Genomic DNA, 25214 nt, shown 5'->3' on the forward strand with positions numbered 1-25214 from the left:
CAATGATCAAAACACTGGCAATATCCTATGGTGAACAATATGCGGTACAGGAAGAGGCACAGCGCAGTAAAGGGGATGGACGCAGCAGCATCCATTACCCAGCCCTGTTTCTGTTCGTAGGCGACAAGGTTGCTCCGGCCATCGGTCCGGTGCTGGATAGCTGCGAACGGAAATGGGATAACGCCGGCGGTGTTATGGCATTACATGCTGTGTCAGGCACGATGAGTGAGGACACAGACAGAAGTAAGAGGGGCACTGATGCAGGAGGAAAAGACCGGGTACTGGCCATGGCCTTGCCGGATATGGCAGGGTCAGATCCGCGCACGGTGCGTCATGAGCTTTACCGCAAGTTTCATGAGGATACACGTTATCTTGCTGAAATGAATAAAGTTATCCGGCGGCTGAGCAACAGTATAGCGGATTATGGACGTCTATATTCATCTTTTGACGTGATTCATCTCTCTATCATTACGCGGGTCGATGACCCGCTTAATGTGTTGTTGCCAGAAATTACACTGCTGGCTCGTGCAATACTCAGTCAGTCTTTTAAGTCGGTACAGACGGATCTCTACGCTCTAATTAATGAGCGGGAGCAAGGGGATAATTTTGGATATTCCAGCTCGGTAGGGCTGGCTTTTCTGCGTGAATTGGACAGAATGCAAGCTACGGACTATACCTTTAATGCGCCGCTGCTTGTAACCGAAGACGGACTGTCAATTCCAGTTGGCCATGGTCCTTCTGCATTATTTGACCTTGTGTACCTGCTCTCTGATAAGAATGAGCGCGGAATGATGTCTGCTCACGGCATGGATGATAACTACGAGATTATTTCCCATATCAGTTTACTCAAGAATCGTGTTCGCCCGACTTCTGATCAGGCAACCGGACACGGCGGGTATAACAATATGACCTTCAAAAGCGGGATTAGAGGCAGCACAGGAAGACAAGGCTACGCCTCTGCAGGCTTTTCTGGCGTAAGAAGGCCTAATGTCCAAATTGCCTTGGCCGTGCTGTATCACGCCTTCCGGCGTCTTGCAGCGGATATGCGTGAGGGTAGTCCATGGACTATGCGCGAGCGTCAATCTCTATTAGGGCTGGATCCTGATCGTTTACGGGAGCATAGGGCGCAGCTAGTCCCGGAGAAAGACGGCCTTAGTGAAATGACAGGGCTAATGAGCCATGGACGTCCGTCCTACAATGAGCTGAAGCAGCTGTCACTTCGTGAAGCTGAACAGCAGCTGTTCGGTGATGGGGGCGAAGCTTATTTCCGTAATAATTTTGTGGCAGAGTCTAACCGGAGAGTAGAAGGTATTCATCCACTTCGTGGATGGCGCACCCTATTGGCGGCACAGGAAACAGCTACACCAGCAGTAACATTCTATCAGCTTGCGGAGTGGACAGCTGATCGCGATGAGGGTGGCAGTGTGCTGCATGCTTTGCGTCAGCATATGACTGGATTGCGTTCAGCACTTGTCTCCGCGCAGGATGAGCTTGAGGATCTTTATGCGGAAAGTGTGGAGCGCCAACCGTTCCAGCGTGTGCCGCTTTTTGACAAACGAACGGTACGCAACTTCATTCATTACTTATTCTCTGCGGTATATGGCAAAAAATATGAGCTATTATGTATGGAAAGTGAGCTTGCGCTATGCAGTCGTTTGGAATCTGCGCTTGAGCAGCTTCACGTGGAATGTGTGGCTCGTGTGAAAGCTATGGAGACGCTCCAAGAAGACCTGCGTATTACTGTGATGGACAGCATTGGGCGAACGAATGAAACCACTGGCCAGAACGTGATGGAATACTACCGAGTTGTCACAGAAGAAGTAATGAAAGAGATCGAGACCCGGCGTGGGCCAGGGATATTCTTTAGTGACAAGTACATGGGTAGCATTTCTAAGCTGTTAGAGCAAGGCAAAGTAGCGGTAGCGGAGCGTTTGATTGCCATTTGTCAGCGGGAAATATTAACGGCAGATCCGTTTGCTCTATCTTTCGAAGAAGAGCTTTTGCGACGTGCAAATGTTGCGGCTGCTTATGAGAACCGTCAGGTTCTATCCAAGGAAGAGCTGTTCAAGCGTCTGTACCATAACCTGGAAGATAGCGCGACGATCAATGTTCGTCTGTTCGAATACACGCAAGAGCATCGTCATGAGGAAAAATATTTCTTCGGAGACAGCGCATCTGAATTCCTGCGCTATGCATTTGGTGTGGATGAGACGACTCGCATTTATCGCTTAGGCTTCGTGCATGAACAGCGCAGGAGCGGAGTGGAAAAATTAAATCTGATGGGTGGTTTCCATTTAGAGGACTTGCTCTATTACCGTAATGGGAAGGTTTATTATGAAACCTATGCTCAGAATGGCTATCAGCTTCATGGGGTGAGTGAAGAGCAGCTTCCCGAGATGCGCTGATGGCGTAATAGGTGGGTACCCTCACTTTGAGCCTCTTTATTGCACTTTGTGCAATAGAATCAACGGAAATAACCTTTAACTAGGGTTCTGTTGTATTTGATACATTAGATTTAAGCGGATTTCTGGAAGAGGGACATTTCTCCTTATTTCCAATGCACATTATGCAATAGAATAGAAATAGATGTTTCTTTTATTCCATTCTATTGCACAAAGTGCAATCTGGGGGATAATTACACATCCGGGCAGCCCGTTAATTTGGGCTACATAACCCCCGAACAATGTTAAGACCATAAGAGTACAATTCAGGTTTCTCCCGGAAAGGAAGTATAAAGATGCAGAGAAAAATCAATCTGCTCCTGCTCTTCTTCAGTCTGATCGGCGGCGGGGTCGCCTTTCTTTTTGGCGAGTGGCTGCTAAGCTGGTACAACGATCTGCCTTCCATCTTACTCGTAGGCATTTATTTTGCCATAGTAGCACTCGGTATCGGCATCGGCTGCCTGCTAGCAGAAATGATCTCGCCACGGCTGAACGGAGCCTCATGGAAGCAGCGCTACCTAGGACTTTCCTGGAAGCTCCTGCCACTGATGATTGTCCTTGCACTTGGAGTTGGAGCATTAACAGAATTCGTTTATGAGCTGAATTTTGGCGGTGCTAAACCGGTTAAGAATGTTGTAATGGCTATTGATGACTCTGGCAGTATGGCGCAGAGTGATCCTGATAACAGCCGTTATTCAGCCGCTAAGGCGTTAATTGCGAGAATGGACAATGATAATCAGGTAGCGGTGGTGACCTTTAACCACGAAGCAGTAGTCGTCCAGCCGTTAACACCACTCTCGAATTCGCAGAATCGTGAGAAGGTGCTAACGTCCATTGATAATCTGAAGCCAACTGAGGGCGGCACGAACATTAGTGGTGCGATCTCGGAAGCACTTAAGGAGATAGACAGTGACGGCAGAAAAAATCAAGGCGCTATGGTCATTTTGCTGTCGGACGGAGTCAGTAATTTCGACACCTCACGAGAATTACAGACCTATATAGATCGTGGCATTGCCGTAAATACCATTGGCCTGGGGATGCAGGATCCTGCCGGTACCCAGTTGCTGCAGGATATTGCGAAACTAACGGGCGGTCACTATTATGATGTGACAGATACGGCTCTTTTGGGTGATGTATTCCAGCAAATCTATGATCGGTTGGGAGATCGAACATTGCTTACGGTGCGCAGTGATGCTACAGCAGATAGTCCATACTATGCTGCAGTTCGTATTTTGTCGCTGATGCTAATCGGTGCTGCACTTGGACTCGGTCTTGGTATTATGTTTGATAACCGTCATCTAGCAAAAAGCTTCGGGATTGGCGGCGTAATTTCAGGGTTGTTCGCAGGGCTTATTCTGGAATTTGGACTTAGCGGACATCATTTCACGGACGGACTTATTCGCCTTCTAGCTGTTCTTATATTGGCTGCAATCATCTCGTTATTTACAGGCGTCATTCCGGTAGGAGAAGGACGTATTTACCGTAATAGAAGAAACAATGCAGCGCCTACTCCACCGTCAGAAAGCTTTCCTGATCGACGGAGAAATCGGAACAGCAAAGGATTCTAGTAGTTGAAGGGGGCTTACAGTAATGAGGTACGCCGAGGATAATACTTCCGCTCTGGTAATAACGGATGTGACCTCTCAAGTGGATGACCGGTTCTGTACGCTGAGATGGCGCTGGCCGGACGGTGTGCAGGCGGTGTACATCCATAAGACCTCCGCAGAAGAGGCTTCTATTGGCACCGGGGATATTCCTCCGGCCGGAATGAAGCTCTATACTCGTGAGGAATACAAATCAAATAATGGATATCGTGATCGATTGGATGAGATCGGCCTAATCTCCTATACCATATACGCTCGCCTTGCTGATAACGGAGAGACGCTGCTGGTGAGGCAAAGTGATGGTGCGAACCGTATGGTGGTCAGTGCAGGCAAAGCCAGAATCTATTATTCCATTCAACAAAAAAGAGGATTATTCGGCAAACAAAAGACCGTACATATGGCGATTACGGCAGAAGTTCCAGTGGCTCGAGATGTCCTCTGTTATGTTAAGAAACGGGGAGGACATCCGGCAGGGAAAGAGGATGGTATTCTCTTTCCCTTTGTACAGGATTTCGCCCCTGGACGCAATGTACTCCCGCCGATTGAGATCGGTAAGGATGATTTTGTACGCATCTTTTTCACCGACGGTCCTAAGTATGGGCTTTATTACGATTTGGTGCCGGAGTAAAACCAGTCTATGCGTACAAGCGAGAGTTGGACATTGCCTGTCCATAGCAAGATACGCAGATACAACTTTTGGGAGGATGAGTAGATGTCTTTTTTTAGCCGTTTTATGAAAAAGAATCAGCCGGAGCCAAGGCCGCTTTTTTATGATATTGTGTGTCCGTATTGCTTCACTAAGTTCTCTCCGGAGGATGTAGTCTTCCGGGCTATGCATAGCCGAGAGGACGATGAGAATTACGCGCTGGGCGAAGATGATGCCTTGAATAAATACCGTGAGCGCTTTGGGCTTGATACGGTGGATGACATAGAAGCAATCATTAATCCGGCGGATATTCCGGAAGAATACCATCATTATACCGATCATGTGTTAACAGGGCTTACGGATCGTTATGGCGTGCTCACACGCAGACGGCTATGTCCAACCTGTCATAACGAGCTGCCTGTGACTGCAGGTAAGGTTCCGAGTAACATTATCTCGATTATCGGAGCTTCCCAAGTCGGGAAGTCGGTATACATGACCGCGCTGATTCATACCTTGCAGCATACGACAGCTGGTCATTTCGATGCCGCTTGTATGCCGCTCAACGCGGAGATTAGCCGTAAGTTCCGTACGCTCTATGAAGAACCGCTGTTTGAACGCGGGGATCTGCTAGCTTCCACACAGAAGGAGAAAATGCAGGAGCCGTTTATCTTTCAATTTGTTTTTAAGGATGAAGAAAAGCCGCCGCTGACACTTGTGTTCTTTGATGTAGCGGGTGAGGGCATGGTGGATCAGGATTATCTCGGACTACACGGTCAGCATATTAAGAACTCTGCCGGTATTCTGTTTATGGTCGATCCGCTGCAAATCCGTTCAATCCGTGAGAAGATTCATATTAACATCGGTGATCGCCCGGGCGAATGGGTCTCGCAATATGACGAGCCGCGTGATGTTGTGCTGACGATGTTCGGTGATTTTATCGCTTATCAGGAAAAGAGCAAAACTGACATTCCAACAGCAGTCGTTCTTGCGAAAAGTGATATGCTGCATTCGCTAAAGGATGAGGATGGCGATTACATCAAGTCCAACAGTAATGTGTTCAATAACTATGTCCATCGCAAAACATTGAATATGGATGAATTCCATAACATCGACGGAGAAATTCGCAGATTTATTGGTAAGGTGGACAGACCTTTTAAAGATACGATGGATGTGTACTTCTCGAATACGGGCTATTTTGCGGTTTCTGCGTTGGGCAGTAATCCTGTGAATCAGAAGATTGAGGGTGTAGTAAGCCCGATTCGCGTAGACGAGCCGTTTATTTGGCTGCTGCATAAGCTGAAGTATATTGAGGGGAGCGACGGCCCGTGAATGTTTTCTCAGGGTCTAAGATCGCCCAACAAATGTATACCCGCGAACGACGCGGATTGTTTCGTTCCACTGAAGGTTTTGATACAGTAGCGAAATCGGACAGCCTGGACAATAATTTTATCAAAAAAACATTACATCCCTTCTGCCTCTACGATGCACCAGCAGAGCTTACCGCGCGTGGAGAAAAGGATGAATCTGCATATCCTAGTGCGCTGCATCTGTTCCATGCGGAAAATGGTGACACGGTTATTGGAAAAAGTCATTATCAAGCGACGGATTTTACGGGCCAGCGGAGCGCCTTTTTTGCACATAACTTTGTAGTTCCGGCCTCACGTTCAGAGGAGATTGTTCAGAGCTACGGGGACTTTCTGCATGCGGATTTCGCAAAAAGCTATGAAGGAGAGCTGGGCGGCACCTTGCCGGAGCTGTCAGCTATTCCAGTTATACGTACAGATCGTCGCCCTGATCCTATAGCGGGATTACGCTTGTTAGGGATTGATGAAGGGATATTTAAGGCATTGCTGCAAGCGGTGATGCTCTCTGTGGCAGGTAAGAAAAAAATCTATATCGCTCTAAATGTACCTATCACGGAGCTGTCTGCACGTGCGGTGGAGCTTACAGAAATTTTATATAGCGTGCTGCCATATGAATTCCGCCGCAGATTAGGCGTCATTACTTATGCTAATGAACCGCAAAGCCGTAAATATATTCATCTTAGTTTTGTGGAAAAAGGTTCGCTCCGTCCCGGTGATCGCAGCATCGAGAAGGACTTCACCTTCGATTTGGTTACAGGCCGGATGGGAAATGTAGATTTTGGCGAGTCCCGTCAGCCGTATGCTGATCTGGTTTGGAAGCTGTTACTTCTGAATCCGGGGGATCTCGACGATTTCGTAAGTTTTGCCGATCAGATCCTGCGTGGAGAAAGTCCTGAGCATAAACTATCGCTCGCTCTCTATAATGAGTTAGCCGTATTTTATGAGATTGAGCAGGGGAATGAGCACTTATATACAGAGAATAAGAGCGCGGTGCTGAGTGGTTTGCTCTCTTATCTTAAAGCTGAGGGTGCGATTCATTCCAGAATCCGACTGAATGATATTTTCTTGGAGCGGTTCGACAGAGAATTTGATTTAGTCCGGCAAAGGAATGTCCCGGATCCTGCAATTATGGAGTGCTTTAAGGATTATTTTATTCTCAAGGATCATAATTACAAAGCCAGAATCGTTGATTATTTCATTAATGGAATGCTTCATAGCGTGGAAGCGGGACGCAAAGATGTTCTTAATGAAGCTTACGGTATCATTGAGAGTAATGATGAGCTGAGTGTTGCTTTTTTCCAACGGGTAATGTCAGAATCGTATTTCCGTAAGCAGCTATTAGATCCTTATATGGAATCAAGACTAGTTGCTGCATCTAAATCTGTGGACATTCTGAATTTTGTACTCCATTGGGGCCGTTTTCTACCAGCTGCGTTAGAGCAGCCTTTTGCTCAGGATGCAGTAAGGGATTACTTGCTAGAAAAGCTACAACTGGAGACTGATCCGGTTGCTGCGGTGGCGGAAATTCATGGCACTGTAGATAAAGCAGAGAAAGATCGACGTAGAGGGACAGGCGTATCTCCTAAAGTACTTTCGCTTATGCTGGAGCTTGCCGCGTCTGCTGATAGATTCTTGTTGAACCGCCTATCCCTTACTGAAATGACGCAGGAAGAGTTACTTGAGGTTGTTTTCTTACGTTATGGAAATGTTGTGGAGTGGCAGCCGCCATTAGATAGAATTAGCAAGCAGAAAGAAAATGCACTCCGCGCTGCGTATCGCTGGTTTGGTGAAGAGAAGCCGAATGAAGAGATTTTTGCAGGCTTATCTCCAAAGGAATTGGACGATGTACAGCTGCTCGGTCGCCGTTTACTGAAGGAAGCTAGAGTGCTAGAGCCTTTTGAACGTCTGCCTCTAGCTTTCTACTACACTAGTCAGCGCGAGGGTGGTCCGCTGGATTATGACGCACTCCTGGAATTAGTAAAGCATAAAGCCGGTACCGATAAGGATGTTATCTATCGATTCTTTGCATGGTCTCAAGGAAATTCTTTATTTACGATATCGAATAAAAAGCTTTATCCGGGTTATCGCCGGGCGATTCTGAAGTATTTCCAGAGCAGTGACCGCGAAGCCTTCAAGAATCGTGAGTTCCGTAAAAGCTATGTCGCTACAGCACGGCCTGCTCTTCAAAATGTGTACAATGAAGCTCGCGCTCAGCTTGCTTCCCCGCTGGCGCGCTGGATCAGCCGCAGTCGATTTCGACTCCTGATTTCCGGTTCCATCACGGGCATTCTGGTGATTGTCGCAATTATTGTATTCAGTATGCTGCGTCCGGAAGATCCAAAGACGGCTCTACCGGGGACAAGCCCTGAGCCGACAGCCGTTCAGAGTGCAGGCAATGAACTGCCTCCGGCTTCAGTATACTTGAAGGAGCAGAGTGTCGAAGGAGATAAGGGAAGCAGCATATTGGTGTTCACGTTTGCTAAAGCAGATGATTGTGTGCAATTTAATCCGACGGAGATTAGTCTGATGACTTCATCCAATGTGGTGGATAAGACCTTTAAGGTCGCTGCTAGCAATGGAACGTGTCCAGTTCCGTCAGCGGATGCCACAGGCACTGCTGTTGAACCGGCTGAAGATGCGGACGCTACTAACGCAGGAGCCGATGCCTCGCCGTCTCCTACCCCGGGAGCCGATGCGGATAATAACACAGTTGGGTCATCCGCGACAGCTGTCACAGAAGGGGTACAGCCATCCTATCAGGTGGAGGTTACCTTAGAACCGGGAGCGACCATCGTAGAGAAAAGTATGATCAAGGCGGGAAGATTTACATTGATTGTAGATCCCGCTCCAAAGGATGCACTGGGTGTTAACCCAAGTGCTGAACCTTCGCCAACGGCAAGTCCGGAAGGAACAGCTGAATAAAGGAATTTCTGATCAGCAGAACGATGCCGAAAGGTTTGGTTCTGCTGTTCTTTTTTTGTTACTCAAACAAAGCTTTTCTATAGACATGCTATGTATTAATAGATATGATTATGAAAATAAGGTTATACCGCCCTTTATAGGGGCGGTCTTTATGTTGTGCGCTCTTATTTTATGTAGTATCCATTCCTTTATAGAAAGAGGTTGAACAATGAAGAAAGTAGTCACCTCCAAGTTTTTTGTACTTGGACTGGCCATATTCATGGTCATTTCAATTTTAGGAACACCCCTTGCTCCGGCAGGAACCATCTTTGCAGAGGCAGGTGTTAGCACCGGACTAGATGAATCTAACGATGCAGCTGCTCAGGCGGAGCGAATTAATGTTGCGGATGCGACCTATACAGCTGCAGAGTTTATTTTAAAGGGTGGCGTGCAGTCGGATTGGCAAGCGATTGGACTGGCTCAAGCGGGATACAAACTGCCAGCAGGTTACCGTCTAGCTCTTGAGAAAAAGGTGAAGGATGCAGAGGGCAATTTCGCGAACGTAACGGATTATGCGAGAATTGTGCTCGCAGTAAGAGCAATTGGTGCTGATCCTACCAACTTTGCTGGAAGCGGAACAACACCTGGCTATAACTTAATAGAGAAGATCTATAATCATGACAAAATCAGTGGACAGACACTTAATAATCCAGTATATGCTTTGCTCGCACTGGACTCTGGTAAATATAATATTCCATATAACGCGAAATGGACTGCGGATAAGCTCATTGCTGAAATTCTCTCCAAGCAAAATCAAGATGGTGGCTTTGCCTTAACGACAGGCGCGAGTGAGCCAGATATGACAGCGATAGCTTTAACCGCTCTAGCGGCGCATAAGCGTAATCCAGAAGCTTACATAGCAGGGCTACAAGCCGTATCTTGGCTATCTAATGCTCAGGATAGTCATGGAGGTTACGGAGATAGTGCTGAGAGCGCTGCACAAGCTATTCTAGGTCTCACATCCTTCGGTGTAGATCCAAGTGGATTAGAATATACCAAGAATAAAGTGAATCTGATGGGTAACCTGCTGAGCTACCGTCTAGCTGACGGAAGCTTCGCGCATAGCCGTGACGGAAGCAGTAATATTCTAGCTACAGAGCAGGGCCTTCAGGCGCTTGTAGCTTACAATCTACTCTATAAAGGCAGTAACAGTAAATTATACGATTTTTCTAAGTCATCCGTTCAGAATGCCTTAATCTATGCACCTGTTACTGTAGAGGGTCCTAAGAGTACTTTAGTACAGGGATATGGATATGCCAGTAACGTGCTTGGTGCACTAGAGAAGTTGGCTCTTCAGACGAACTTGCCGATCACGAATCCTTCCGGTGCATATGTCACTGGAATTGGAAACATTTCCGCTGGAAGCTACGGCGGCTATGACGGATGGATGTATGCCGTATCCCGTAACTCTCAATGGATCAACCCTGATGTTGGAATGAGTGATTTTGCGCTTAAAGATTCAGATCAGGTGCTGGTTTATTATGCTGGAGATGATACTAAACTTGTAGATTCGGTAACGGTGTCTAAACCAAGCCCTAAAGAGGGCGATTCTTTTACTGTAGTAGTGACTAGTAAGACATGGAAATGGGACGCTGTAACGAATACGTCCTCCCCGGTAACTGCCAAAGCTTCTGCCGTTCAGGTCCAAATTGGAAATCGCATCGTAACAACGAATGCTAAAGGCGAGGCGTTATTCTCAGGGAATGTTCCGGCAGGTGATTACAAGCTGACAGTAACAGGCTATCGTGAAGGAAAAGCACCATCGATAGCTAAATATACGCAAGATCTAAAGGTAATTCCTAAGAATGTAACGGCTTCACTTTCCGTGGAGGGTCCGCAAGGATTGATCGGTGAGGGGACTTTAAAGGCTTCCAAAGCGCTTGAAGCTTTGCAGCAATTGGGGTTATCCAATGATTTTAAAGTAGATATCACGAAATCGTCGTATGGTAATTTTGTATCGGGCATTCATGGAGTTACTCAAGGCCTTTATGATGGCTGGTGGAGCTTCGTAGTATGGCGTAGCGGCGAATGGATCTATCCAAGTGTGGGTATGGATGCTTTTGAATTACAGGAATCGGACCGTGTTCTTGTATATTATGCCGGAGAAACCACACAGGTTGTTGATACTGCGGTTGTATCCTCTGTACAGCCGAAGCCGGGTGAAGCTTTCACAGTAACAGTTTCTCAGAAACAATGGGTGTGGAATAAGGATACCTTTACTTCTGATCCAGTGACTTCTCCAGCCGCTGGTGTGCAGGTCTTGATCGGTGATCAGAAGGCGATCACAAATGCTAAGGGGGTAGCTGCATTTGACCAAGGTCTACCAGCGAATACCTATACGATCATTGTTACCGGATATGTTAAGGATAGTGTGCCTAGTGTGGCGCGTTATACTCAGTCCCTAAACATTCCTTCAGATGATATTGCTCCTGATAAAGCTACGGCTACCATTTCAGTCGTTGGGGATAACAAGAAGGGTACGATTCTGAACAGTACAACAGTATCGCTAAAAGAAGGTGAAACAGCTTATAGCTTATTGATTAGTCAATTGGGCGATAAGGTAGTATCATCCGGAAACGCTGGAAGTAAATACGTGAAATCTATAAATGGTTTGTCCGAATTTGATGGCGGACCTAGCAGTGGATGGAAGTATAAGACGAATAGAGATGCTGATCCAAGTATCAGTGCGGACAGCTACATTTTAGAGAACGGTGATATATTATATTGGTACTATTCATTGGGTGAATAAGTACGATTGATTATTCGTTAGACGGACACTACGATTCGGAGTATTAGCGGATCGAGTGTCCGTTTTTCTTTTCGTTCGTTGCATTATTTGACAAGAGAAACTTTTTTTCGACATTTTATTCATGATTTTATTTAAAAATCATCACACTATTCGCCTTTCTTACCGATAAAAATAGATAGTTAGTAAGATCATGAGAAGGCGGAATGCAGATGAAGAATATGAAAGTGAAATTTAAAATTGGGATTCTATTGGTATTTTCTGTAGTTATGTTGAACATTGTGGGGGTAACTGGCTTTATCACTTTGGACAAAATGGCCAAAAAAACAACAGAGACGTATAATGAAAACTTGTTGCCTGTTTCTTACGTGGGACAAATGCGTACAAACAATCGGGCAATTGAAGCTTTTCTCTTGGAGCGCTTGATTAGCGTTGATGTAAACAAGAACAAACAACTGAAAGAGAGCATTACGGAGAAAGTGCAGGAAAATAATAATCTTTTGAACAAGTTGAAGACCGTCCAGTACAAAGATAGTACGGTAGTGAGTAAAATAAAGGAATATGAGTCCTCCTTAACAGACTATCGTGCACAAAGAGACAGTATTATTCAGATTGCGGATAGCAAAGGTAGTCAAGAGGCCTTTCAAGTATTCACAGGTGAGTTTAGTAATTCTCGTGAGAAAATGATCAATATGCTTAAAGGAATAAGCGATTCGCTGCTAAAGGGAGCTGGAGATCATAATTCAGAGTCTACGGCTACCGCTAAGAGCATGAAGACTAAAAGTATAGTGTTGATAACGTTCTCTTGGATCATTTGTATCGTGCTTAGCGTTGCAATCATTCGACTGATTACGAAACCTCTTAAGGAACTGCAAAGTTTAATGAAGCGGGCGGAAAATGGAGATTTAACCGTCACGGCAACGTATACCGCTAAGGATGAAATCGGCCAAATTAATAGCTCATTTAACAATATGCTGGAGAGCTTACGGAAGATGATGCAAGGCATTGCGGAGAGTGCAGAATTGTTATCAGCCTCATCGCAAGAGATGAGCGCTAGTGCGGAGCAGACCTCGCTGGCTTCGCAAATGATCGCCGAATCTTCAGGAGAGATTGCAGCGGGGTTTGATGAACAGACGGAAAGCATTGATCGTACCTCTCAGTCTATACAAGCTATGACCAATAATATTTCGGCCGTAGAAAGTAGCAGTTTTGAAATGTCCGACCTTATGGGAGTCGCTTCTGGTTCAACAGATCGTGGGGTAATCGCTGTAGATAACATCATTGAACAGATGAAGGAAATCGACTCCGGCGTAACTCAGAGCCAAGAGATTATTAGTAACCTCGGGCATCTGTCTCAGGATATAAATACAATTATTACTACGATTAACGGAATTGCAACACAGACGAACCTGCTGGCGCTTAATGCTTCTATCGAAGCAGCGAGAGCTGGAGAACATGGACGCGGCTTTGCTGTAGTTGCTGGAGAAATTCGGGGTCTTGCAGAAGCGACGAGAAACAGTTCACTGAAAGTAACAGATATTATTACGCATATTCAAAAGCAAACTGAAAGAGCAGTAGAATCAATGGCTTTCGGCTCTGAGCTAGTCTCTATCGGCGTTGCTCAAAGTCAGCTCGTATCTCAAGCGTTTCATGAGATTCAAAGTTCTATTAAAGAAGCTACGCTGCAGACGGAAGAGATTAGAGAGGCGGTTGCGCATGTCTCCTTAGAGTCACAAGGTGTGGCGGCAGCAATGGTGCAGGTCAATGCTATATCCAATAAAGGGGCAGTGGGTGTTCAGGACACCAGCGCAGCTAGTCAGCAGCAACTGTCTGCTATGGAGGAAATGTCCGCATCAGCTCAGTATTTAGCGGTGCTGGCGGAAGATCTGCAGAAGACTTTAGCGCAATTTAGATTATAACGCGAAATGAAAAAAAAAGGACGTCCCAGAGCCATTTAGGCTTTGGAGACGTCCTTTTGTGTGTTATTGAATGGAGTTAAGCATACCAGCCCCATACGAAGATGAAGAGCGTACCAAAGATCGTAACTAAGCCAACGAATAAGGCATAGGCGATATTGATGTAGAGTTCTTTCTTGGTATCAGCTGATTCCCCAATATGCATGAACAGGAAGAGCTGCAGGGAAGCCTGAATGAGCGCTGTAATAAGCAGGATAGCCATGTTCGCACTATTAGATAGATCAAGGTAGATTACAGCAAGTGCAGCCACAGAAAGGACAAGAGAGGCTAAGAAACCCATCACATGGCGAATTGGAAACAGTTGCTTCATCATGCTACATCAGTCCTTTCAGATAGACGAAGCTGAAAATAAAGATCCAGACAACGTCCAAGAAATGCCAGTACAGCGAGAAGATAAAGGATTTATTGGCCGTAGCCGGAGTAATACCTTGACGCTTCAACTGGATTAAGATAGCCGCACCCCACAGGAACCCGAACGATACGTGAGCTCCGTGTGTTCCCAGCAGTACAAAGAGACTGGATAGGAATCCGCTGGTTTGAAGTGTAGCCCCTTCGTGAACATAAGTGACAAACTCCGTGATTTCAATACCAAGGAAGCCGAGACCCATTAACAGGGTTAGTCCGAAAAAGACCATCATAGCTTTTTGGTAACCATGCCGCATAGCATGAACTGCAAGACCGATCGTAAATGAGCTTGTCAACAGCAGTAATGTTTCGATCATCACTGGACCAATTTCAAAAAGGTCCGGCCCGCTAGGGCCGCTGGCAAAACGGTCTACCATTACAAAGTAAACAGTGAACAACGTAGCGAACAGTGCAATCTCTGCTCCTAGAAAGACCCAGAAGCCAAAGATTTTATTACTATTCTCTTCTGTTGAGTATTCAAGCGGCTTAGACGCATCTATTTTCATATTGTCTCACCCCGCAATTTCTTTTCAGTAGCAATAACTTCTTCTGCAGGGATGTAGAATCCGTGATCCCGATCGAAGGACATAGCAGCTAGAACGATGAGGATACCTACTCCAGAGAGGATGGCCGGAATCCAGAGACTGAATACCAGAGAGAATCCTGCAATGAAGAAGATAACACCCAGAATAAATGGTTTGCCTGAATTACTAGGCATATGAATCTTAGTAATCTTGTCTTCGTATAAAGGTACGTTGTCTTGTTTAGAGAACCAGTAGGCATCGCGTGTTTTTACGGTTGGAACCACTGCGAAGTTGTAAGCCGGAATCGGACTTTTCGTTGCCCACTCCAGAGTACGTGCATCCCATGGATCTCCATTTGTATCTCTTGGTTCATAACGTGTACTCCAGTAGATGTTATACACCAGAATTACAAATCCGACTGTAAGACCTATCGCCCCTATGAACGAGACCATACTGAGCGGACCAAATCCGGTATCCGCAGAATAAGTGTATTGTCGACGTGTCATTCCCTTAAGTCCGAGAAGGAATAGTGGGAAGAACGATACGTTAAAGGAAATAATAATCCACCAGAAGGCATGTTTACCAAGGCGTTCGTTCAAACGGAAGCCGAATACTTTAGGGAACCAGTAGTGGAAACCTGCGATAACAGCGAATACAGCACCTGGAATGAGAACGTAGTGGAAATGCGCCACCAGGAACATTGTATTATGGTACTGATAATCGGCGCTGGCCATGGCCAGCATGACACCTGTTACCCCACCAATCGTAAAGATCGGGATAAAGGCGAGCGAATATAGCATCGGCGTCGTAAATGATATTCGCCCTTTTCGTAAGGTGAATAGCCAGTTGAATATTTTCACACCTGTTGGAACGGCAATGGCCATAGTAGTAATCGAGAAGAAACTGTTAACCATAGCGCCTTGACCCATTGTATAGAAATGGTGAGCCCATACTAAGAAGGACAAGAGGGAGATGATCAACATACTAAAGACCATGGATGTATATCCATACAGGTTCTTTTTGGAGAAGGTGGCGATAATTTCACTATAAATACCGAAGGCAGGTAGTACAACGATATATACTTCTGGATGTCCCCATACCCAGAAAAGGTTGGCCCATAACATATCCATACCGCCGTTGGCCATCGTGAAGAATTGAGAGCCGAATAACCGGTCGAACATCATCAAAGCGAGCGCAACCGTAAGCACTGGGAAAGCGAATACGATAATTACGTTCGTGATTAGCACGGACCATGTAAACATTGGCATTTTCATCAATTTCATACCTGGAGCACGCATCTTCAGAATCGTTACAATAAAGTTAACGCCTGTGAGGAGTGTGCCGATACCAGATATTTGAAGCGCGAGCGAATAGTAGTTGTTACCCACCGTTGGGCTGAACTCTATACTTGCTAGTGGGAAGTATGCAGACCAGCCAGCATCTGGTGATCCCCCGATAACAAACGAAATGTTAAGCAGCATTGCTCCGAAGAAGAAGAGCCAGAAGCTGACGGCATTAAGACGCGGGAAGGCAACGTCTCTGGCACCGATTTGTAGCGGTACGATAACGTTCATCAAACCGATAATAAACGGCATGGCCATAAAGAGGATCATGATCAAGCCGTGTGTTGTAAATACCTCGTTGTAATGCTGTGCGTCAAGAAATTTCATGTCTGGGGCTGCCGTTTGCAGCTTCATCATAATAGCGTCAACGCCGCCGCGGAAAAGCATTAGTAGCGCAGCAAGGATATACATAACCCCGATACGTTTGTGGTCAACGGTAGTTAACCATTCGCGCCATAAATATCCCCATTTTTTAAAATAGGTTAGTCCGACGATAATCCCGATTGTAGCTAAAACAATACTTGCCATAGCCCCGTAAATCAGGGGTTCGCCGTGGACCTTAAATTTATCCCAATCCATTAGGAATCGCTCCTTTCAAGTTGCTCAATTAACATGGACTAATGTCCTTCATGTGTAGTGCTCTGTTCATCCAGTTCTGGATTAGGTTCGCTGTTAAATTCTGTCTCGCTAGATGGTGCAGGAGACGGATGAATTTCTTTATTATCCTGATGTTCCATAGTTCCATTATCCATATCCATTTCTTTACCATTATTGCTCATATGGTCGCCATGATCTCCCGGAGGAGGGCTAAAGGATAAGTGAGTGTTGGTGTATGTTTTGCGTCCGACATATTCCATTTTCAAAAGATTTTTGAATTCATCTTCGGTTAATGGACCTGCTGTTTCTTTAACGTCTTTTACCCATTCTTGATAGTCCTTATCAGTCATCGCAAGGGCTTCAAACTCCATGTGGGCAAAACCCTTACCATTAAAGTTCGCATTTCTTCCGGTATAAGAACCTACAGTATCCGCTGAAAGATGCAAAGTGGTAAGCATGTCACTCATCGCATATTTCTGTCCTCCCAATTGAGGGATCCAGAGACTTGAGATCGTACCGAAAGAGTACAATCTGAACTCGACAGCGCGGTGAACTGGAATGTTCACGTAGTTCACGGTTTCAATACCTTCCTCAGGATAGCTGAAATGCCATTTCCAGTTGGAGGAGGAAGCGTAGATTACAAGCGGTTTCTGATCTTTATAATCCGCTGCAACGTTTTCTACATCTACTGTCGTTTTGACAGTGACCACGGAGAGGAATGCCACGATAATAATCGGGATTGTAATCCAGATAGCCTCCAACCATTTGTTTCCTTCCTCGTGAGGAGGAATATAATCTTCGTTACTTTTCTTAGCGCGGTACTTCAAAAGTACAAAGACATATAAGATGTAGACAACTGCTAGAACACCGAGCATCACAACAATGGAGAGGATGATCGTGTCAGACAGAGTTCTCGCAGCCGGCCCCTTCGGATTCAGAACAGCGATTGAACTGCATCCTGGCAAGAGTAAAATTAGGCTGAGAAATAAAGCGTATAACGGTCCCTTTTTGTTCATGCTTAAGCTCCTTCCTTCAATACTTCTATTAATTAACCCTCATCATTACCTTCATATATAGTAAGAACTAATGAGAAAGAAAGCAAAAGACTTATTTTTCCATCTTAGCCATAATAGACCTTAATAATGGCGATCAAGTTAAATATGTGTGATCAATTTGTTACAAGTTCCTAATGATATGATAAAGATCACTGTAGCTACGCTGTTTAATGGTTATTTATTTCTGTTCAAACTTTGTTCAATAATTTACTAAAGTTGCTAATTTGGACACATCTATTTTGTGCAAAAGGATTGGAATTTAACCATTTTTTGTTGGTGTGACAGGATTTGGTCGAAATCAGAATTTGATGAATTTTGTCGAAATATCTGCGAACGTCGAAAAGGGTAACAAATTATTCTGTATTAAGTTACAATCTCTCAAATTTCTATCTATTAATCTATGATAATGTTATAGGTAAATATACGAGATGGGAGATTTTTTAAGATGTTTAAAAAGAAAGTGTGGCTTTTATTTATAGTACTATTCGTATGTACGGGTTTGGTACGAGAGATAGATACAGTGAATGCAGCGGGTGCGACAGGATCCCTGAAATTAGGGGTGAACGATAAATTAACTAAAATTGATGCAGTGTCGATAAAGGATACATATTATGTTTCACTGCGTGATTTGTCCCTAGAACTGAATCTGAATCTTACCCTTCAGGGTGTTGGAATTCATGTTCAAGGGAACAACGGTTCCATCGAACTGCTGAATGATCATGCAACAGCGCTTCTCCCTAATGGAAAGACTATTCCGCTGATAACATTTGTTGAAAATGGTAGAACGATGGTTCCTGTGAAGATGACCTCTCATCTTGGATTTTCAATTTCGTTTAAGCCAGCTCAATCTCTATTAAGAGTGTATAATTCCGGGGCTAAATTAGACGACGCTGCATTCGTGAACCAATATAAAAAGGATTTGCAACAAAATGTACCTACAGGGACGACAGGCACAAAGGGGAAAGTCGTATATCTTAGCTTTGATGACGGTCCATCTGCTACTACCTCTCAACTACTTGATATTTTGGCGAAGTATGATGCGAAAGCAACTTTCTTTATGTTAGGAAATAACATGAACGCACATGCGTCTCAAGTGAAACGCTTAGTGAAAGAGGGACATGCACCTGCTTTACACGGCATGACACATGTGAAAGATAAATTTTATGCTTCTCCAGCCTCTGCGTTAAAAGAGATGAATGACGATAATGCAATTCTGAAGAAGATTACGGGTCAAAGTACAACACTGATTCGTACACCTTATGGCAGTAAACCTTATTTAACAAAAGCTTATAGAGATAAGATATTAACGCAAGGGTACCATCTGTGGGATTGGAACGTTGACTCTGAGGATTGGCGATATAAGAACGATAGTAATTCTATCTATAATACAGTTATGAGAGAGGTTCATAATCTGAAGAAGAGCAGCCCGGTGATTCTAATGCATGATCAAAAGGCTACACTTAAAGTTCTTCCACGCATCCTAGAGGCACTGAAGAAAGAAGGCTATGCGTTCCGTATTATTACTTCGGATATGGAGCCTAACAATTTTTGGAACGATAAGCGCTAACTCTGATAGTAAAATTAAATCATTTTCATTGTTATGGCGACAGATTTGATCTGTCGTCTTTTTTTTGTTGTCTGAAATCTTTGTAGATTTGACACATGTAGGCTTACCTAATCTATCGACGTAGTTAATTTGTCATGTTATCATGATACTCTGATAACGTATTAGCGAACTAAAGCACACGGCGCTGTGTCAACGATGGGGGATAAAAGAGATGAAGAAGAATGCATTTTTAGTTTTATTTATGATCATGGTTATTGCAGCTTTATCAGGCTGTTCGTCTTCTGGGAGCAAGGACGGAAAGCTGGTAATCGGGATTGATGATAAGTTCGCTCCAATGGGCTTTAGAGATGAGAACAATGAAATTGTTGGGTTTGATATCGACTATGCCGGAGCTGCAGCTGAGAAAATGGGCAAAGAAATCACTTTTCAGCCTATTGACTGGTCAGCTAAGGAGTCAGAACTGAATAGTGGGCGCATTGATATGATTTGGAATGGTTATACCATCACAGATGAACGTAAGGAAAAGGTGTTATTCACAAAGCCTTATCTTGAGAATAGTCAGGTAGTAGTCGTATTAGCGGATTCCACTATATCAAAGCTTGAGGATTTGGCTGGTAAAGAGGTAGGACTTCAAAGTCTATCTTCTGCTGCCGATGCTTTAAATGCTAATCCGATTAAAGACCAAATTGCTAATCTGTCGGAATTTCCGGATAATGTGCTAGCGCTCACAGATTTGAAGACTAAGCGCCTAGACGGTGTAGTCATTGATGAAGTGGTAGCCAGATATTATATGTCAAAAGAGCCTGATACCTTTAAGCTACTAGATGAATCGCTTGCTCCTGAGCAGTACGGTATTGGAATTAAGAAAGGCAATGAGGCACTACTGGAAGAACTTCAAAAGGCTTTGGATGAAATGAACAATGACGGAACGGCTGAGAAGATCTCCACGAAGTGGTTTGGTGAGAATAAGGTATTGAAATAGCAGGTCAATATACAGAGTTTATTGGAGAAATGAAAATGGATTATATAATACAAATTTCCGGGCCGATGTTAGAAGGCACGCGTACAACTATTTTATTGTTTTTTATTGTTATTTTGGTGTCGATTCCGCTCGGGTTCCTAGTCACTTTGATGGCGAAGAGTGCGATCAAGCCCGTGGCTTGGATTGCACATACCTATATCTATGTCATGCGGGGAACACCACTTTTACTGCAATTGTTATTTTTTTGCTTTGGTTTACCACAGATTCCGGTGATTGGGCAATATCTGGTCATGGACCGCTTCGTTGCGGCGAGTCTTGGTTTTATTCTTAACTATGGGGCCTATTTCGCGGAGATCTTCCGTGGGGGTATGCTCTCCATTGATAAAGGGCAGCATGAAGCAGCTAAAGTACTCGGACTGAGTAAATGGCAAACGCTGCGCAAGGTAATTCTAGCTCAAATGTTTAGGGTAGCTTTGCCAGCCGTGGCAAATGAATCGATTTCCTTGGTCAAAGATACGGCTCTGCTGTATGCCGTTGCTGTGCCTGAGCTACTGAACTATGCAAAAACAGCAGTGAATCGAGACTTTACTGTAACCCCCTTTGTAGTGGCGGGAGTGATTTACTTACTGATGACGCTGGTGCTCACTTTATTCTTCAAAGGACTGGAGAAACGTTTTAAATTCGAGTAGAGGGACTGTCTGAATATGAGTAACATGATAGAAGTAAGTGATTTACAGAAATCCTTCGGCAAATTGGATGTGTTGAAGAAGGTTAGTTTCAATATCCAGGCGGGTGAGGCCGTCGCTGTTATAGGGCCTTCAGGTTCGGGTAAGAGTACGATGCTGCGTAGTCTAGTACATCTAGAGGAAATTACGGGTGGAAGCATCTTCATCCAAGGCAAGCCGCTCGTGGCGAATGGAAAATACGCTAGTGGAGCAAGTATTCGTGAGATCACGGCGGCCATGGGAATGGTGTTTCAACACTTTAACCTATTTCCACATTTAACGGTGCGAGGCAATCTAGAGCTAGCTCCAAGGATGTTGAAGCGAGAAAGCGTGAAGGAGATTACGGCTAGAAGCGAGAACTTACTTTATAAGGTAGGACTTGCTGAAAAAGCGGATGTGTATCCTGCAAAGCTGTCAGGTGGACAGAAGCAACGGGTTGCTATAGCGAGAGCATTAATGCTCAATCCTGATATTCTATTGTTCGATGAACCCACTTCCGCGCTTGATCCTGAACTCACGGGCGAGGTACTACGCGTCATACGTCAACTTGCTGAGGAGAATATGACGATGATTGTTGTCACTCATGAGATGAATTTTGCCCGTGATGTGGCCGATCGTGTGATTTTCATGGACAACGGTGAGATCACGGAGTCTGGAACACCTGAGCAGATTTTTGATCATCCACAGCAGGAACGCACTCGAATTTTTTTGAATCAAGAGTCGAGAGTGTGAATAGCTCAAGCTAATAAAGTGTCTATTTATGAGAAAAACCCACACAGTTATAAACCACTGTGTGGGTTTTTTTGCGTTGACATAAAGATTAAACTGTATTAATAATAGTAGTACAGTTAATACACGTCATGATGGATTTAATGCAAGACAGTGAAAGGAGGATGGTTATGTTCGAATTGGACGTTCGCAGTCGCAAGCCGATTTATGAGCAGCTGACCGATAAGGTCAAGGAGATGATTTTACATGGTATTTTGCAGACTGATGAACAACTGCCTTCGGTAAGGACATTATCCCAGCAGCTAACCGTGAATCCCAATACGATTCAGAAGGCTTACCGTGAATTGGAACGTGAGGGGTATATTTATTCACTGCAGGGGAAAGGGAGTTTTGTAGCCCCAATGAAAAAAGAACAGAATGAGATTAAAAAAGCTGAAGTACGTGATGAGTTGCTTAGACTGATGGTGGAAGCGGTATATCTTGGGTTCACCGCCGCTGAGATTAGTTCATTGTACCGACAAGTGGAAAAGCAGAGAGAAGGGGGGAAGAGTAATGATTGAGATTCGAGGAGTCAGCAAGTTATTTCAAGGGGAGAAGGCCGTTGATGATATCTCTTTAACGGTACATAAAGGGACAATTTATGGGCTGCTCGGGTCTAATGGAGCGGGTAAAACTACGCTGCTGAAGACCTTGGCAGGCATTTACTTTCCGGATAAGGGGACCGTGAAGGTGGATGGTGAAGCGGTATTCGAACACCCGACAACTAAGCAACGGGTTATTTTTATGCCGGATTCTCCTTACTTTTTCCCGCAATCCAACATGCTGCAAATGGCAGCCTTCTATCGCTCGATCTATCCGAGCTGGAATCAGAAGCGTTTTGAAGATTTGGGGACCGTCTTTCAGCTCGATAAGAAGCGTAAGCTTAGTCGTTTCTCCAAAGGGATGCAGCGGCAAGCGTCATTCTGGTTATGTTTAAGCTGTATGCCAGATGTGCTTATTATGGATGAGCCGATTGACGGGTTAGATCCGGTAATGCGACGCCAGATCAAAAACCTGCTATTTCAGGAGGTTGCTGAACGCGAGCTGACGGTAATCATTTCTTCACATAATCTTCGTGAGATCGAGGACCTATGCGATCATGTAGGGATTATGCATGGTGGTAAGATGTTGATTGAGAAGGATCTGGATGATCTTAAGGCGGACACTCATAAGATTCAAGTGGCCTTCCGAGATGAGCGGCATGAAATTCCGATATCAGCGAAGCTGCAAATTTTACATCAAGAACGCCGGGGGAGCGTGAACCTGTACATAGTAAAAGGGGATCGTGAGCGAATCAAAGCGGCCTTTCAGGTATATGAGCCATACGTATTCGATTTGCTTCCGTTGACGTTAGAAGAGATCTTTATTTATGAAATGGGGGATGTCGGATATGACGCGCAGCCGGTACTACTTTAATAGCAGTATTATTCGCCAGAACTTCCGCCAGCATGGCTGGATAGGGATTATCTATGCACTTGGCTTATTGTTCGCACTTCCACTGCAGCTGTTCATGAGCAATAATCCGAATGAGAAACCGCAGGAAATTGAACATCTATTTCGCATCGCTGGTAGTGTGCAAGCCTTGTTTATTATTACGATCCCTATTGCAGCTGGACTCTTTTTGTTCCGGTACCTTCAAGCAAAATCACCCTCAGATCTCTTTCATAGCTTGCCTTTACGCAGAGGGCATTTATTTACAGCTCATTTGACAAGTGGACTTATATTACTGCTGTTGCCTGTTTGGTTAACTGCTGGGGTGGTTGCAGTTGTTAAGCCATGGAGTGGCAATTTTTATATTTTTCAAGGCGCAGATATTTGGCAATGGTGTATCACCGTTAGTATTTTGACTTTGTTCCTCTTCTGCTTTAGTGTTTTTGTGGGAATATGCACGGGCCAATCTATTCTTCAGGGAATTATCGTTTATATTTTGCTTATTCTTCCTGCTGTACTGATTTCATTAGGCAATAGCCATTTAGCCATGTATCTTTATGGATATGCAAATGCAAATGTAAGATTCCTAGATTCTAAATCACAGATGTGGTCTCCGTTTGTTCATATTATGTATTATTTTACCGGCAAACCATACACCAATACCGAATTATGGATCTATGGAGTATTGTCACTTTTATTTATTGGATTATCCTACCTGCTATACCGTAAACGTAATACTGAAAAAGCCGGCCAGGCTATTGCTTTTGGATATTTCAATCCACTTTTTAAAGCAGGAGTTATGTTATGTGCCATGCTTATCTCCGGAACTTATTTTGCACAAATGAAGCAACAGCAAATAGGCTGGGTGATTGGCGGATATGCCATTGGAGCCATTATTGGTTATATTGCCGCAGAAATGATTATTCGAAAAACATGGCAGATTATGACGCGTAAAGTGTTAGCCGAGTTTTCGGTTTATGCAGTAATGCTGGGGTTACTTCTGTATATTCCGGTATCAAGTGTTACGGGGTATGAAGCCAGAGTGCCTTCCGGTGAAAGGATTAGCGGTGTATATATGGGATCTAACTACCGGTGGTATACCCCAATAGATGATTATTCAACTACACCTTATATGGGACAGGATCCATTTTCGCATGATAAAGATTATATAGAAGCTGTCCGTAAGTTTCATCAAGCGGTAGTTGCAGTACGTCCAGAACATACCTCACAACAATACGTTTATGAATACTTTACTCTGGCTTATCAATTGGAGAATGGTCACAAGTTAGTGAGGGAATACTGGATCCCTAATAAGGGGTTTGAATCAGAGATCAAGGCGGTTAAGGATACTGAAGCTTTCAAGTATGAAAACTATAATTTAACTCTGTTAGACAAAGACCTGGATTATATGTGGATTACCAACAGGAATAAAAAAGTAGCCATCTCTGATCCCGGGGAAATTTCAGAGTTAAAGGAGATTATCAAGCATGAAATTTTGAATATGTCCTATGAGGTACAGGTAGATAAGGACGGAAGACCTGATGTGGCTAATATCCAAACACAGGTAAAGGTAAAAGAGGTAAGTGATCGGCCATCTGTAAATTACGGTTATTATTATCCGTGGAAGTCTTCTTTCCATGAGTTAGATAAATGGATGGTCGAAAAGGGTTATACGGATAAAGTACGAACAACCGCTGAAGATATACAATCGGCAGAAATAATAAAAGATGACTATATGGATAAGCAAACACCTAAGAATCCTACTAGTCCTGAACAAAGGCTAATACTTGCACGTGAAAAGAATCGTACAATTGTTACGAAGGATAAGGCACTATTAACGGATATTGTGGATAATCAATTCAATTATGGAGTTGAAAATGGCAACTACATTGTGAAGTTGATGTACAAAGAGGGTTATAGCGATTTCGTAATGTTAAAAGCATCGGATATGACGCCTGAATTGAAGGTTTTGCTGAAATAAGCTCAGAATAAGGTAGAAGATTGCAGATAAAGACTACCGGTTTACATAAACTGGATAGTTGGAGTATGCTTTTGGAGATATGTTATTTAGGTGAAGCC

The 25214-nt window shown here is 44.4% G+C and carries 18 protein-coding genes; 14 read left to right on the forward strand and 4 right to left on the reverse strand.

Annotated features, from left to right (window positions below; translation table 11 throughout):
• Positions 1-2 precede the first annotated feature (2 nt).
• The 7 genes from ACN6KS_RS04620 (at position 3) to ACN6KS_RS04650 (ending at position 13681) form a co-directional block, all read left to right on the forward strand.
• Entirely contained in the window at positions 3-2405 is a 2403-nt protein-coding gene (locus tag ACN6KS_RS04620) for a transcription initiation factor TFIID (RefSeq protein WP_440961469.1), read from the forward strand.
• Positions 2406-2737: 332 nt separating this feature from the next.
• On the forward strand, positions 2738-4009 hold the full coding sequence (locus ACN6KS_RS04625) for a vWA domain-containing protein (RefSeq protein WP_094871506.1): 1272 nt from the start codon (positions 2738-2740) through the stop codon (positions 4007-4009).
• A 22-nt stretch (positions 4010-4031) separates the two neighbouring features.
• The gene (locus ACN6KS_RS04630; RefSeq protein ID WP_094871508.1) at positions 4032-4673 is read left to right on the forward strand and encodes a beta-mannanase; all 642 of its coding nucleotides are present in this window, start codon (positions 4032-4034) and stop codon (positions 4671-4673) included.
• 84 nt (positions 4674-4757) lie between these two features.
• Positions 4758-6020, forward strand: coding sequence for a hypothetical protein (locus ACN6KS_RS04635; RefSeq protein ID WP_094875451.1), 1263 nt, complete (start codon positions 4758-4760; stop codon positions 6018-6020).
• Positions 6017-8977: a GAP1-N2 domain-containing protein gene (locus ACN6KS_RS04640; protein ID WP_440961470.1), complete on the forward strand. Its 2961-nt coding sequence runs from the start codon at positions 6017-6019 to the stop codon at positions 8975-8977. Before ACN6KS_RS04635 ends, ACN6KS_RS04640 begins: the two co-directional genes overlap by 4 nt.
• A gap of 208 nt (positions 8978-9185) precedes the next feature.
• The gene (locus tag ACN6KS_RS04645; RefSeq protein WP_440961471.1) at positions 9186-11765 is read left to right on the forward strand and encodes a DUF4430 domain-containing protein; all 2580 of its coding nucleotides are present in this window, start codon (positions 9186-9188) and stop codon (positions 11763-11765) included.
• A 209-nt stretch (positions 11766-11974) separates the two neighbouring features.
• Complete coding sequence (locus ACN6KS_RS04650; RefSeq protein ID WP_179281645.1) at positions 11975-13681, forward strand: methyl-accepting chemotaxis protein; 1707 nt, start codon at positions 11975-11977, stop codon at positions 13679-13681.
• Positions 13682-13757: 76 nt separating this feature from the next.
• On the opposite strand, the gene qoxD is transcribed toward ACN6KS_RS04650, so the two are convergent.
• Genes qoxD through qoxA form a run of 4 tightly spaced genes read right to left on the reverse strand, consistent with a single transcriptional unit; the run spans position 13758 to position 17623 of the window.
• A complete protein-coding gene (qoxD, locus tag ACN6KS_RS04655; RefSeq protein WP_179281646.1) occupies positions 13758-14051 on the reverse strand; it encodes a cytochrome aa3 quinol oxidase subunit IV in 294 nt (97 codons plus the stop codon).
• Position 14052: 1 nt separating this feature from the next.
• Positions 14053-14649 carry a cytochrome aa3 quinol oxidase subunit III gene (gene qoxC, locus ACN6KS_RS04660; protein WP_094871514.1) on the reverse strand — a complete coding sequence of 199 codons (597 nt, stop codon included), beginning with the start codon at positions 14647-14649 and terminating at the stop codon, positions 14053-14055.
• Entirely contained in the window at positions 14646-16589 is a 1944-nt protein-coding gene (qoxB, locus tag ACN6KS_RS04665; protein WP_042185110.1) for a cytochrome aa3 quinol oxidase subunit I, read from the reverse strand. The genes qoxC and qoxB overlap by 4 nt, the downstream gene beginning before the upstream one ends.
• A 38-nt stretch (positions 16590-16627) precedes the next feature.
• Positions 16628-17623, reverse strand: a complete 996-nt coding sequence (qoxA, locus tag ACN6KS_RS04670) for a cytochrome aa3 quinol oxidase subunit II (protein ID WP_094871516.1) — start codon at positions 17621-17623, stop codon at positions 16628-16630.
• Positions 17624-18107: 484 nt separating this feature from the next.
• On the opposite strand from qoxA, the gene ACN6KS_RS04675 reads away from it, so the two are divergent.
• From ACN6KS_RS04675 to ACN6KS_RS04705, 7 genes are all read left to right on the forward strand, one after another.
• On the forward strand, positions 18108-19229 hold the full coding sequence (locus ACN6KS_RS04675) for a polysaccharide deacetylase (RefSeq protein ID WP_280787748.1): 1122 nt from the start codon (positions 18108-18110) through the stop codon (positions 19227-19229).
• A 211-nt stretch (positions 19230-19440) separates the two neighbouring features.
• A complete protein-coding gene (locus ACN6KS_RS04680) occupies positions 19441-20211 on the forward strand; it encodes an amino acid ABC transporter substrate-binding protein (protein ID WP_094871518.1) in 771 nt (256 codons plus the stop codon).
• A gap of 29 nt (positions 20212-20240) precedes the next feature.
• Positions 20241-20900 carry an amino acid ABC transporter permease gene (locus ACN6KS_RS04685; RefSeq protein WP_440961472.1) on the forward strand — a complete coding sequence of 220 codons (660 nt, stop codon included), beginning with the start codon at positions 20241-20243 and terminating at the stop codon, positions 20898-20900.
• A gap of 15 nt (positions 20901-20915) precedes the next feature.
• Positions 20916-21668, forward strand: coding sequence for an amino acid ABC transporter ATP-binding protein (locus ACN6KS_RS04690; RefSeq protein WP_373455890.1), 753 nt, complete (start codon positions 20916-20918; stop codon positions 21666-21668).
• 167 nt (positions 21669-21835) lie between these two features.
• Positions 21836-22225 (forward strand): GntR family transcriptional regulator, encoded by a 390-nt coding sequence (locus ACN6KS_RS04695; protein WP_094871522.1) that lies wholly within the window; start codon positions 21836-21838, stop codon positions 22223-22225.
• Positions 22218-23120, forward strand: coding sequence for an ABC transporter ATP-binding protein (locus tag ACN6KS_RS04700; RefSeq protein WP_094871524.1), 903 nt, complete (start codon positions 22218-22220; stop codon positions 23118-23120). The genes ACN6KS_RS04695 and ACN6KS_RS04700 overlap by 8 nt, the downstream gene beginning before the upstream one ends.
• Complete coding sequence (locus tag ACN6KS_RS04705) at positions 23074-25116, forward strand: hypothetical protein (RefSeq protein WP_440961473.1); 2043 nt, start codon at positions 23074-23076, stop codon at positions 25114-25116. Before ACN6KS_RS04700 ends, ACN6KS_RS04705 begins: the two co-directional genes overlap by 47 nt.
• Positions 25117-25214 lie beyond the last annotated feature (98 nt).

Source organism: Paenibacillus nitricinens, assembly GCF_052056485.1.
In the GTDB taxonomy this organism is placed as follows: domain Bacteria; phylum Bacillota; class Bacilli; order Paenibacillales; family Paenibacillaceae; genus Paenibacillus_AQ; species Paenibacillus_AQ nitricinens.